Below are 14,268 nucleotides of genomic sequence, written 5' to 3'. Positions count from 1 at the left end.
ATGGGGATGCAGGGGGGAAGAAGATCATAATGTCACAATCCGTGGTTGAATTACTTGAAATCGAGCGAGGCATTATTCAAGTGAAAATGCAAGATAGAGTTCATAAAAATACATTTACGCTTGAAATGACCCATGGACTAAGACAAGCGTTCAAGACGATCCAAGAAGATTCAACCTGCAAAGTCGTAATTCTAACAGGATACGATAATTACTTTGCCACGGGTGGGACGCAAGAGGGACTGTTGGCTTTACATGAAGGAATCTCGAAGTTTACCGATGAAAATATTTACTCTCTTGCATTGGGCTGTAAAGTTCCAGTGATAGCTGCCATGCAGGGACATGCGGTGGGCGGTGGCTTTGTAATGGGGCTATTTGCTGATTTTGTAGTCCTAAGCAAGGAAAGTGTGTACACAACTAATTTTATGAGATACGGATTCACACCGGGAATGGGTGCCACGTATATTATTCCTAAAAAACTAGGGTTCAGCTTGGGAGAAGAACTATTGTTAAATGGGGGCAATTATCGAGGCGTTGAACTGGAGAAACGGGGAGTTCCGTTTCCGACCCTGCCCCGCAAAGAAGTGATGGGCTATGTAATGGATCTTGCCCGGCAGCTAGCCGAGAAACCCAGATTTTCTTTAATCACGCTAAAGGATCATTTGGTTGCTCCACTCCGGGAACAGCTTCCCAAAATCGTAGAACAAGAGCTTATCATGCATGAGAAGACCTTTCATCAAGCTGAGGTTAAAGAACGAATTATCAACTTGTTTGGAAAATAACCAAATAGAGATTCGTTGAACGCCTTTGCGGTTGTTCATGCGAACCAGCAACGAGTGTGAAAGAAGCATATAGCCTTCCTCATCACTCGTTTTTTCTTTGATATATTTTAGCAGGCAACTCCTGGCAATGCTTCAAACGTGAATAATAGCTCAAAATGGACAGGGTGATAAGCCTTTAGCTCATGTTATATAAACTTTGTGTTCTGAGGAGTTGGTGGAGAATGATGCGAAAACATGACCAAACATGGAACCTTGATATTCCGATCGCTTCTTTTATTGAAACTTGCCGGAAATTTCCTGAAAAAGAGTTATTTACGTTTGAGAAAGAAGGCCAGAGTCCTCAAATTCTTTCCGGAAATACGCTTCTACATCAAATACAGTCTTTGGGCAGTATCCTTTTGAAAGAACTGGCTGAGCAGGAACGGGCACTTCTTGTATTTCCTCAGGGCCTGGAATATATCAGCAGCATGCTGGCATGTTTTTATGCAAATATCGTGGCCATACCTACACCTATTACAGATTCGGAGCCGGATGAAAAAATCTTTGAGAAGATGATGCCTATTTATAGGGATTCCCAAGCCGTATGTATCATAACTAATACGGACTTCAAAGCATTTCTCCAAACACGGGAGGAGTTTAATTCAATCCGTATCCTGAATATTGATGAAATCTTTCAAGAAGACGCCGTTGACGTTGACATAGAAATGAGAATGCCAGCGCCGCAGGATACTGCTCTTTTGATGTATACATCGGGCTCAACATCCTTACCAAAAGGTGTAATCCTTAGTCACAGCTGCTTGATGAATCAGGCCAAGGCTGAGCAATGGAGAATTGACCGGAATAGTCGTGTTGTTTCCTGGACGCCGCAATTTCATGCTTTTGGACTGCATAACAATATTTTAGTCCCACTTTTAAACGGGGCATCGAGCATTATTCTCCCGCCAGAAAGCTTCGCTAAAAATCCGGAAAATTGGATTCATATGATTGACAAGTATCAGGCTACCCATACGGCAGCGCCAAATTTTGCGTTCGATTATTGCTGCTCCACACTGGACATCGCTTCAATTAAGCAATATTCACTTCGCCATCTCCAAGCGATTATATGTGCAGGTGAGCCCATTCGGAAGGAAACTTACGAGAACTTCATCCATAAATTCCGGGCATTAGGGCTACGAGAGGATATATTTTGTCCCCTCCTTGGCTTATCGGAGCTGTGCCCTGTCGCCAGTATAAAACCAGGTCAGTCGATGAGATTCCTTAATTTAGATATCCCTAGCTTGGAGCAACGAAGAGTCCAATACACGGATGAGAAGAACAAATCGAAGTCCGTAGTGAGCTGTGGGGAGATTGAAGATCCGACGCAAATACGAATTGTTCATCCTGAAAGACATACACAATGCTTACCGGAGGAAGTCGGCGAGATTTGGATTAAATCCGCACGGATGGCAGAGGGATATTTAAACAGGAAGGAAGAAACGAATAGCACTTTTGAGGTAGCCCTTTCTGATACAAAAGAAGGCGGCTTTTTTCGTTCCGGGGACCTTGGCTTCATTGCGGATAATCATATCTATGTCATCGGTAGAGAGAAGGAAGTCATCATTATTCGCGGCAAAAATCATCATCCCGTCGATATTGAATGGACCATCCAAAAGAATATGCCAGAGTTGACCTTGCCCATCGCTGTATTTTCCTCTGAAATCAATGGTCAGGAAAAAGTAATCGTCGTACAGGAAATTGAAGCGCCCCTTCATGAGCAGGAATATAAACGGTTGGTCGAAAACATACTGAATGCCGTATCCGATACGCATCAACTTGAAATTTACGATATCTATTTGCTGCTTAAGGGAAGTATACCCAAAACGGGAAGTGGGAAAATCCAAAGAAAGATCTGCCGCAATGCTTATATCAAACAAGAGCTTCAAGCACTTTATCAATATCGGAGTGGGTTTTCACCATCACATTCGAATATGGAAGAAACCGCTGCAGAAAACCATGACGCTACCAAAAATGTCATTTCGTTGGTTCAGTCGAAGATTCAGGAGTATATAGTGCAATTTTTGTGTTGGGAACTGAATCTCAAGCACGAGGAAATGAATTTGAATACAAATCTTCATGGTTATGGCATCGATTCTATTCTTGTCATGAAGCTTATACGCGGCCTTGAGAAGTCCTATCCGATCAAGGTTAAAGCAAGAGAAATTTTAGAGAACCCGACGATTCAACTATTATCGGCATATTTAGCCCAAAAGGTTGAAGAAGATAAATCCACTGTACAGGTCAATACTGAGAAAAATTCGCTCAGTTTCCGAAGGAACCCGCTTTCTGAAGTTCAGAAAGGGTTGTGGCTATTACATAAAATGTCCCCTGAGATGAATGCTTACAATATACCAATATGCCTCCGGTTTAATACGAAGATTGAGATTGAGAGCATTAAACGGGCTTTTCACATCGTTTTAGAACAGTATCCTATTTTAAAAAGTGTGATTGAAGAGGAAAATGGGATACCTTATCAAAAGCTGCAGCCCACGCAGCCGCTTCATGTGCAAGTGGAGGATATTTCAGTCTTGGAAGTAGATAAGATTATTCCATTTATTAGCAATAAAGCAAAGCAACCATTCATGCTGGAACAGGATCCTTTGATGCGTATTTATGTTATGTCCAGATCTGAACAGGAACATTTCATACTGGTTGTCATCCACCATATTATTTTTGATGGAAGTTCTTTCGGCTTGTTTATACAAAGCTTTTTAAATGCCTATAAGAACGTGGTACAGGGAAAGACATCGACGGTGTTGCCACCCGCAGCGAGCTACGGCGATTTTGTTAAATGGGAGCAAACGATGTTAGCGAGTGCAGAAGGGGAGAAGTATCGTTCCTACTGGACACAACAGCTGTCAGGTGCTTTACCGACCCTGGAGCTGCCATATGACCGCTCTGGTTTTCCGGCTCAAAGCATGGAAGCACAAACATATTCCAAGCCGCTTCCGCTTAAATGGGTCAAACGGGTAAAGTCTTTTGCCCAAGCGCAATATACGAGCTTGTCTACAGTCTTGTTAGGTATGTATACGGTATTGCTTAACCAGTATTCGGGACAGGAAGATATCATTGTTGGAATGCCAGTTATGGTGCGCCCGGAGCAGCGTTTTGATAATTTAATCGGCTATTTTGTCAATATGCTTCCAATACGGAGTCAGGTATCGGAAACAGAGACATTCCTGGATTTCATGAAAAAATTGCAGCTGACAGTAGTCGATGGAATGGATCATGCTTCGTATCCTTTTCCGGCTCTGGTCCGAGAATTGAATGTGCCGCGGATACAGACGAGCTCACCTGTTTTCCAAGCAGCCTTTTCTTATCAAAACTTCCTTCCAACTTCAAGCTTTCGGCAACTTTGCAAGCCATATAAAGATATCTTTTTCGTCGAATTGGTTGAAGAAATTCACCAGGAAGGCGAATACGAGTTGGTATTGGAAATGCAAGAGCAGGAAGAGGAAATGATATTAAATATCAAATATCGCTCCAATTTGTTCGATCATTCAACCATCATACAGATGGCAGAGCGTTATATAGAATTAGCGGAAGCACTTATGGAGAATCCCACTTGGCCCTTGGAGGAGCATTCATTACTTTTACCAGAGGAAAAGGACATCATCCTTAATGACTGGAATGCTACCGGAACAAGTTATCCTGATAAATGCTTTCCTGAATTATTCACAAAACAGGCAAGAAAAACACCTGAAGCTATTGCAGTTGTATATGAAAAGGAATCGCTTACCTATGGGGAACTAAAAGAAAAGAGCACTTTGCTGGCCTTATATTTGCAGAAACATGGGGTAACTCCTGATACTCTTGTGGGGATTTGCATGGAACGTTCTTTAGATATGGTGATTGGGCTGTTGGGAATCCTGATGGCCGGTGGAGCCTACGTGCCGCTCGATCCGGAATATCCGGAGGATCGATTGGAGTATATGCTTCAGGATTCCAATGTTTCACTGGTCATTACGCAATCGGGGTTGTTGGAGAAAGTGTCACGCTTGGAAGGGAACAACGTTAGCTGTATTGTCCTTGATAAAGACTGGGATCATCAGAAAAGTGATGTGAAGGGTAGAAGGACAATCAAACGGGAAGTACAACCTCACCATTTGGCATATGTGATATATACCTCTGGAAGTACAGGGAAACCCAAGGGGGTCATGATTCCACATAAAGCGTTGACCAACTTTCTTATTTCCATGGGAGAGCAGCCCGGTTTAACAGAGCAGGACAAACTACTTGCAGTGACAACGTATTGCTTTGATATAGCGGGACTGGAATTATATCTGCCTTTGATTAAGGGGGCTCAATGCCATATTTGCAGTTCCAAAAATATAAAGGATGCCGAAAGACTTAAGCAGGAAATTCAAAGAATAAAACCGACAATTATGCAAGCCACTCCTGTGACTTGGACCCTGCTCTTTCAAGCCGGCTGGAAGAACGAAGAGAATATGAAAGTTCTCTGCGGAGGGGAAGCCCTTTCGGAAACGTTGAAATCTTATTTTGTTCATAACAGCTGTGACGCATGGAATATGTTCGGTCCGACTGAAACCACAATTTGGTCTACAATTCAAAAGATCGACGCAGATAAGCCTGTTTCGATCGGTAAGCCTATCGCAAATACCCAGATTTACATTTTGGACAAACATCTTAGACCTGTGCCTGTCGGTCTTCCGGGAGAGCTTTTTATTTCGGGCAGCGGATTGGCCAGAGGCTATTGGAACCAGCCAGAGCTTACGGCTGAAAAGTTCATAGACAACCCATTCAATCCGGAAACCAAGCTCTACAGAACTGGAGATTTATGCAGGTGGCTTTCGGACGGCTCTATTGAGTATGTGGGACGGATGGATTATCAAGTGAAAATTCGCGGGTTTCGGATCGAGCTAAGTGAAGTTGAAGGTCAGGTCAGAACATATCCAGGAATCGATGATTGTGTCGTGATTGCCAAGGAACAGGGGGGGAATAAGCAGCTTGTTGCCTACTGTTTGCTGAACAATTCCGAGTCCGGTAAGCCTCCTCTCGATCCGAAGGAAGTGCGAAACTATTTAAAAACTTTCTTGCCCTATTATATGATACCCGCATTTTTTATAGAGCTAGATAAGCTGCCTTTGACCCCTAATGGGAAAATAGATCGAAAAGAATTAATGAATCGCAGGATCGAGTTAGCAACAACAAGAAAGATCCACTTACCACAATCGGATGTTGAACAGCAAGTTCTAACGGTATGGAAAAAACTTCTGAATGTTGATGATCTAAGTACAGATGATGCTTTCTTTGACGTAGGTGGGAATTCTTTTTCAGCAGCAGAGGTGATCGGAAGGGTCAAGGAATTGTTGGAATGCGATATTTCGGTGACAGCATTGTTCAAGTATCCCACAGTTAAGGAACTCAGTGCCTATATAACAGAAACAAGAAGCGAGAATGTTGATTCTCAAACGGAACAATCACATACACCGGAACAAACAGATACAGCTGAGACATCCCTACCGAAAATGGATTCAGGCGAAAATGATCTCAAGCCACCCTACCCAGATTATTTTGAGGATAGTCTCGCAATTATAGGGATTTCATGTCATTTTCCAGGGGCCAAAAACCATGCCGAGTTTTGGAGCAATTTGAGGGCAGGGGTAGAGAGTGTTCGCTTCTTTTCCGAGGAAGAATTGGTTGGATTAGGGCTGGAAAAAGAAATCGTCGGCAATCGAGGCTATGTTCCTGGACGATGCACAATTGAAGGAAAAGAGTATTTCGACCCTGAGTTTTTCAGTTTATCACAGAAAAATGCAGAGTTTATGGATCCTCAAATGAAATTGCTGTTGCAGCATTCATGGAAAGCCGTTGAGGATGCTGGCTATATTAGCAAAGAAATTCCTGATACCAGTGTGTTTATGTCGGCAAGCAGCAGCTTCTATCAAGCATTTATTCCCAATTTAGCATCGCAATCGCCTAATGTCCTGAAGAACGCGGATGAATATGTAACCTGGATCTTAGCACAGGGTGGGACAATTCCTACCATGATCTCTCATAAATTAGGATTTAAAGGTCCGAGTCTGTTTGTGCACTCGAACTGCTCTTCCTCATTAGTCGGATTGCGTCTGGCTTCGCAAAGCCTGCTATCCGGTGAAGCCAAATACGCTTTAGTCGGAGCATCCACGATCTTTCCTTTCACCAGTTTAGGCTATGTGCATCAACCCGGCTTGAATTTCTCCAGTGATGGACATATTAAAGCCTTTGACGAGTCGGCAGATGGGATGATTGGCGGAGAAGGGGTCGGGGTTGTTCTACTGAAGAAAGCGCCAGATGCCGTTAGAGACGGTGACCATATTTATGCGCTTTTACGGGGAGTAGGTGTGAACAACGATGGAACCGACAAATTAGGGTTTTATGCCCCAAGTGTCAAAGGTCAGGCTGAGGTTATTCAGAAGACGATAGAATCAACCCGAATTCATCCCGAATCTATCAGTTATATCGAGACGCATGGAACCGGAACAAAATTGGGCGATCCTGTTGAGTTTGCTGCCTTAAATGAAACGTACAGGCAGTATACGACCAAAAAACAATTTTGCGGTATTGGATCGGTCAAAACCAATATCGGGCATCTGGATACTGCAGCAGGTTTGGCGGGGTGCATTAAAGTTGCTTTAAGCCTATACCATAATGAGATTCCTCCTTCGCTTAATTACGAAAAACCAAACTCTGATATCCATTTGCCCGATTCACCCTTTTATGTTGTTGATCGTCTCCAAAAATGGGAGAAGGCGTCGGCTCCTCACCGGGCGGCGTTAAGCTCCTTTGGAATAGGCGGAACTAACGCTCATGCCATATTTGAACAATTTGTAGCCAATGCTGAATCAGAACGATTTAAAGATCATTCTGTGAACGAAGATGCTATCTATCTGATTCCATTATCTGCAAGGCATCATCATCGGCTTAAAGTGTATGCACAAGAGCTTTCAGATTTTTTGATAGCTTCTGAAGACATTAATTTGTCGGATGTATCCTTTACGCTTCAGACAGGACGAATGGCAATGAAAAACCGGGTAGCTTTTATCGTAAAGAATACGAGCGAGCTGGTACAAAAGCTCCAATCGTTCACGAATGAACAAGCACATATCGAGAACTGCTGGAGGGGAGAAAACAATCAGTCAAAAGATTCAGTGCAATTATTTGAACAGGAAGAAGTTTTCAAGGAATTAATGAGCAAATGGATTGCAAATCGTGAAATGAACAAGCTGGCAGAGTTGTGGGCCAAAGACTTCTATATAGATTGGCGATTGCTATATTCCAATGTCATACCGAAAAGAATAAGTCTACCTACGTATCCTTTTGCACAGGAGCGTTGTTGGGCTCCAGAGGTTGAGGCTAGAGCAGTAAGAACCGAAACAGCGAAAGCGCCAGCGGTTACGAGTAGCTGTACACTGCTATTTGAGCCTGCCTGGAAGAAGCAGGACATACCGCTGGAAGCCGAAGCTCCTGCCTATGATCGGCGAATGGTCTTGCTTTGTGAGCCGGAAGAAGTTTTGCACGAGAAACTCGAAGCGAGCTTGAATGGAGCTGCGCAGGTGCTGGCCTTTCAATCCGGAAAAGGCCGGGTCGATGAGCGATTCCAGGCCTATGCTGTTCAGGCCTTTGAGAGCATCCAAAGTATGCTCAAAGACAAGCCGAAGGGAAGAGTACTGGTCCAGATTGTGGTGCGGAACTCTGGGGAAGGGCGGCTCTTTTCGGGGCTTTCGGGACTGTTGAAGACAGCCCGGCTGGAAAATCCAAAATTCATCGGGCAGCTGATTGAAGTGGATCAGGGAGAACAGGCGGAAGGCATCCTGGCGAAGCTGGAGGACAACAGTCGAAGCCCGATGGATGGCTGGATTCGCTATGAGGAAGGTCAACGGAAAACCGCTTGCTGGAGCAGGCTTGTAACATCTGGGCAAGAAGAGGGGCTTCCATGGAGAGATAGTGGAGTCTATCTGATCACCGGCGGCTCCGGCAGTCTGGGGCTGCTGGTTGCAGAAGAGATTACCCGACAGACGCAAGCAGCGACCTTCATTTTGACGGGGCGGTCGCCGCTGGACCGAGACAAGCAGACGAAGCTGCAGGAGTTGGAAGCTTCAGGGGCCAGCGTGGTGTACAGGCAAGGCGATATCACCGACAGGAAGACGGTTATCGATTTACTGGACAGCATCGAGCAGGAATATGGACGTGTCCATGGGATTATCCACTGTGCAGGGGTGATTCAAGATAACTTCATCATCAAGAAAACAAGGGAAGAATTTATAGAGGTGCTGGGACCGAAGGTGAGCGGACTAGCCCATCTGGATGAGGCGAGCAGCGGTCAGGACCTGGACTTCTTCGTGCTCTTTTCTTCCATATCGGGCAGCTTGGGCAATCCGGGACAGGCTGATTATGCGACCGCCAATGCCTTTATGGACGTATACGCCGAATATCGGAATGCCCTGGTAGAGGCCAAGCAACGGCGGGGGCAGACGTTATCTATCCACTGGCCGCTATGGAAAGAGGGCGGGATGCGGATCGATGCGGATTCGGAACAGATCATGACGCAAAACATGGGCATTACAGCCATGCAGACTCGGTCGGGAATGAGGGCGTTGTACCAAAGCTTGGCCTCCGGCAAGGAGCAGGTAATGGTCATGGAAGGAGAACCTGAGAAAATTGAGGCCTACCTGACGAAAGCCTTCTCACAGGCCGGCGTCCGTGCCATCCAGGCAGCTGTACCTAACCAGGCAAGCGTACCTATGCTGGATGCAGGCTTGCTCTACGACAAAACCTTGCATAGTCTCAAGGTACTGTTTGGAGAGGTGACCCGGCTGAGCGTCGGCAGCATTGAAACCAATGAACCGCTGGAAACCTATGGAATCGACTCGATCATGATTACCCAGCTGAATGCCAAGCTGGCGGGCTTCTTTGGAGAGCTGTCCCAGACGTTGTTTTATGAGTACCAAACCTTGCGTGCTTTGACGGAATATTTTGTGGCAGAATACCCGCAGGAGTGTATGCAGTGGGCCGGGATGAGCCATGACATACAGCCTGCGGAGGAAACAGTTGCGGCACCGCTGTATGTCGAAGAAGAAGCCGTGCCATCTGCGGCAAAGGCGGCAGCGAAGCCCGTCCGAAGCTTGGCGGGGTCTGCTCCTGCGGAAATGCGTGAACCGATAGCGATCATCGGGATGGCTGGAAAGTATCCCTGGTCCAGGGACATGAACGAATATTGGGAAAATCTAAAAGCAGGGAAGGACTGTGTCACCGAAATCCCGCGTGAGCGCTGGACGATGGAAGGGTTCTTCCATCCTGATCCACAGGAAGCGGTGGTGAATGCAAAAAGCTACAGCAAATGGGGGAGCTTTATCGAAGGATTTGCAGAATTCGATCCGCTGTTTTTCAATATTTCGCCACGGGAAGCACTCGGTATGGACCCGCAGGAAAGGCTGTTCATTGAAGCCTGTTGGGAAGCACTGGAGGACGCGGGCTACACCCGGGAACAGCTTGCGGTGCGGCATAACCGCCGGGTAGGCGTATTTGCCGGAATTACTAAGACGGGCTACGAACTCTATGGGCCGGAATTATGGAAGAAGGGAGCGCAAATATTTCCCCAAATATCCTTTAGTTCGGTAGCGAATAGGATTTCGTACCTCTTTAATTTGCAAGGACCAAGCATGCCGATCGATACGATGTGTTCGTCCTCGTTGACCGCGATTCATGAAGCCTGTGAGCATCTGTACCGCGGAGAATGCGAAATGGCTATTGCAGGCGGAGTAAATCTGTATCTCCATCCGCTCAGTTATGTGGGACTTTGCGCCAACCACATGCTGTCAGCAGACGGGCAGTGCAAGAGCTTCGGCAAAGGAGGCAATGGGTTTGTCCCTGGAGAAGGCGCGGGGGTCGTCCTATTAAAGCCGCTGTCCAAGGCGATCGCTGATGGGGACCTCATCCATGCGGTGATCCGGGGGACAAGCATTAACCATGGAGGCAAGACCAACGGCTATACAGTGCCGAACCCGACAGCCCAAGGGGAACTGATCCGGGCGGCCCTAGAGCGAGCGGGGGTACATGCGCGGACGGTCAGCTATATTGAAGCCCACGGAACAGGCACGGAGCTGGGAGACCCGATTGAAGTGACGGGTCTGACTCAGGCATTCAGGAAGGATACGCCGGATACGGGATTCTGCGCCATAGGCTCTGTGAAGTCCAACATCGGACATCTGGAGGCGGCAGCGGGCATCGCCGGGGTGGGGAAAATCATCTTGCAGATGAAAAACCAGACGCTGGTTCCCAGCCTGCATGCCCAAGAATTGAATCCGAACATCCATTTCGGTCAGACGCCGTTCGTCGTCCAGCAGGAGCTGGGGGAATGGAGACGGCCGGTGGTTGAGATCGATGGAGAGACGCGGGAATATCCGAGGATAGCCGGGATTTCATCGTTTGGAGCGGGAGGCTCCAATGCACATGTCATCATCGAAGAGTACATTGCGGAAGAGAAGGTGCCCATGAGCGTTACGGCTCAGAAGCCTGCGATCATCGTATTGTCAGCCAAAAATGAAGAACGACTGAAAAAGCAGGCCGAGAGAATGCTAGCCGTTATGCGGGAAGGACAGCTCAGCGAAAGCAGTCTGGCCGATGTGGCCTACACGCTGCAGGTGGGACGCGAAGCCATGGAAGAACGGCTGGCAGTGATTGCAGGGTCTATGCAGGAGCTGGTGGATAAGCTGGAAGGATTCCTGGAAGGACGAGATGGAATCCCTGAGTTGTACCGGGGCCAGGTCAAACGGAATAAGGAGGCGCTGACGGCGCTGGTAGAAGATGAAGACATGGAGAGAATGATTGCTGCCTGGATAGGGAAAAGGAAATATTCGAAGGTTGTTGATCTCTGGGTCAAGGGACTGGCAATGGATTGGAACCTGCTTTATGGGGATTCCAAGCCGCGGCGAATCAGCCTGCCGGCCTATCCTTTTGCGAGGGAGCGGTACTGGATCACGGATATTAAAACTAAATCGGCTTCCATTGAATCTGCAGATGCTGTAAAGCCAACAGATTCGTTCATTGCCCAAAAGGCACTTGCCAAAACGGCAAATGTTTCGGAAATGAATAAGGAAGACATCGATGCTTCAAATCTCGAAGCTATTCCTTCGTATATCCAAAACATCCAGAGTCATATTTCTGCCAGTGTAAAAATAAAGAAGATGCCGGATCTTTCTTATCTAGCGGCTGCATACGAGACAATGTCCTCGACTACAGTCGACAGCAAAGCTTACTCGCAACAGGATGGAGCGACACGAGGGACTGAACGGGAATGGAGGCTTACAGATGAAGGAAATGAATGATATCTTATGCAGGCTGTTATGGAGTCATTTGCGCTTGATGGGATTATGTCCATATGCGCAAATGGAAAAGAAAGCTATGATGGCGGATTTTAAAACAAAAAACGGCTTACTGAATTTATACGATCGTTGGCTTGAAGAAAGCATAGAGATTTTGGTACGGAATCAGTATTTGTACTGCAATGGAGAGTCATATAGCGTAGCGGGTACTGCTTCGGTCGATCTGCAGGCTGTATGGAAGGAGTGGGAATGGAAGAAAGGGGCATGGCTGAAAAATCCGGATCTCTCAGCCTGGGTATTTTTGGTAGGATCGACCTTGCGCAAGCTGCCGGAAATTTTAACCGGGAAGATACCAGCCACCGATATCATTTTTCCTAATTCCTCCATGAAACTGGTAGAAGGTATATATAAGAACAGTCCTGCAGCGGATTACTTTAATGAAGTGCTGGGAGATATCGTAGTTTCCTATCTAAATGAGCGGATCAAGCATAACCCGTCGGTACCGATTCGAATCATTGAAATTGGTGCAGGCACTGGAGGTACTAGCGCTTTGGTCTTCCAGAAGCTCGAACCTTATCGGGAGCATATTCAAGAATATTGCTATACCGACAAATCCAGAGCATTTTTATTACATGCACAAAAAGAGTACGGTCCGAAAAATCCTTACCTGACTTATCAGATTTTTAATGTGGAAGAGTCGGCTCAGGGACAAGATATTGATGCAGGTGGATATGATATTGCGATTGCCACCAATGTATTGCACGCCACCCGGAACATTCGCCAAACGTTACGCAATGTCAAAGCGGCGCTGCGAGAAAACGGTCTGATTCTTATAAATGAAATCAGCGGTAACTCTCTGTTAAACCATCTATCCTTTGGCCTTTTAGAGGGATGGTGGCTTTATAATGACCCGGAGCTGCGCATTCCAGGCTCTCCCGGGTTATATCCCGAAAGTTGGCAAAAGGTATTGGAGATGGAGGGTTTCCGGTCCGTTTTCTTCCCTGCTCAGGAAGCGCATGATATAGGTCAACAAATTATTGTGGCGGAAAGCGATGGTATGATTCTTAACAAACAGGAGCCTGAACACGACAAATCTCAAATGAAACAGCGTGACGAAGGAATTCGATCAGATATTGATGTAACAAGCGAGATGGCTGAAGAGTATGTCAAGGAGCTTATCGTAGGGAAGCTGGTAGAGGCTTTGAATGTGGACTTTACTATGATTGATATTCATGAGTCATTCGCAGATTATGGGCTGGACTCCATTCTTGGCGTCAACTTTGTGCAGGCTGTCAATCAGGGGCTGGGGATTCATTTGCAAACTACCGATATCTTCGATTACAGTTCGGTAAAACAACTGACGCTATACATTTTAAGCCAATATGGCGATAAAGTTTCACAAGTCTTGGACCAGAGCGCTAATCCAATAGACAACATGGAAGATGCAAGTCGCGACATCCAAAAACTTAAAGACACAGATTATACTCTTCCTCCTGTGGAAACAGCAAGTGTATCCTTTGAGCCGGAGAGACTCAATAAGAAGGATAAAGAGAACGTTTTAACACCTAAGGAGTCCATTGCGATTATTGGAATGAGCGGGCGGTTTGCTGGATCTGATAATGTACATGAGCTTTGGAATCACCTTAAGAACGGTGACGATTTAGTGGAAGAGGTAACCCGGTGGGATCTTTCGAAATACCAGGAAAAACATGCAAGCTACTGCAATCACGGCAGTTTTTTGGGGGATATTGATAAGTTTGATCCGCTTTTTTTCAATATCTCGGGATTGGAAGCGACCTATATGGATCCGCAGCAGCGATTGTTCCTGGAGGAAGCGTGGCATGCTCTGGAAGATGCTGGCTATGCGGGGACAGGGATGGAGGGTCGCCGTTGTGGAGTGTATGTGGGCTGTGCCGAGGGAGATTACCAACAATTGCTGGGTGAAGACCTGCCTCCACAAGCGCTTTGGGGTCATATGGGTTCCGTGATACCCGCTAGAATCTCCTACTACTTGAATCTTCACGGACCAGCAATAGCTGTAGATACAGCTTGTTCCAGTTCGTTAGTTGCAGTTCATCTGGCCTGCCAAAGCTTATGGACCGGAGAAACGGATATGGCTTTAGCTGGTG

Annotated in this window: 3 protein-coding genes (1 of these 3 cut by a window edge); all 3 read left to right on the top strand. The window is 46.4% G+C overall.

All coding sequences use genetic code 11. From position 1 onward, the window contains the following. The first annotated feature begins 29 nt into the window (after positions 1-29). Entirely contained in the window at positions 30-779 is a 750-nt protein-coding gene (locus tag ACYCSE_RS26015; protein ID WP_013310979.1) for a polyketide synthase, read from the top strand. Positions 780-1,000: 221 nt separating this feature from the next. Beyond that, a complete protein-coding gene (locus ACYCSE_RS26010) occupies positions 1,001-12,142 on the top strand; it encodes an amino acid adenylation domain-containing protein (RefSeq protein WP_459700651.1) in 11,142 nt (3,713 codons plus the stop codon). After that, positions 12,126-14,268: the 5' end (the start) of an SDR family NAD(P)-dependent oxidoreductase gene (locus ACYCSE_RS26005; RefSeq protein WP_459700649.1), read on the top strand. 17,552 nt of this gene lie beyond the right edge of the window; the window shows 2,143 of its 19,695 coding nt (coding positions 1-2,143); the start codon lies at positions 12,126-12,128; its stop codon lies off the right edge, out of view. Before ACYCSE_RS26010 ends, ACYCSE_RS26005 begins: the two co-directional genes overlap by 17 nt.

It is taken from the genome of Paenibacillus sp. SEL1 (genome assembly GCF_054602535.1).
This window is presented reverse-complemented; position numbering and strand designations above follow the sequence as displayed.

Bases quoted from the DNA above. Each gene is read 5' to 3' on its own strand.
- ACYCSE_RS26015 (WP_013310979.1), top strand. From the start codon at position 30: ATGTCACAATCCGTGGTTGAATTACTTGAAATCGAGCGAGGCATTATT.
- ACYCSE_RS26010 (WP_459700651.1), top strand. From the start codon at position 1,001: ATGATGCGAAAACATGACCAAACATGGAACCTTGATATTCCGATCGCT.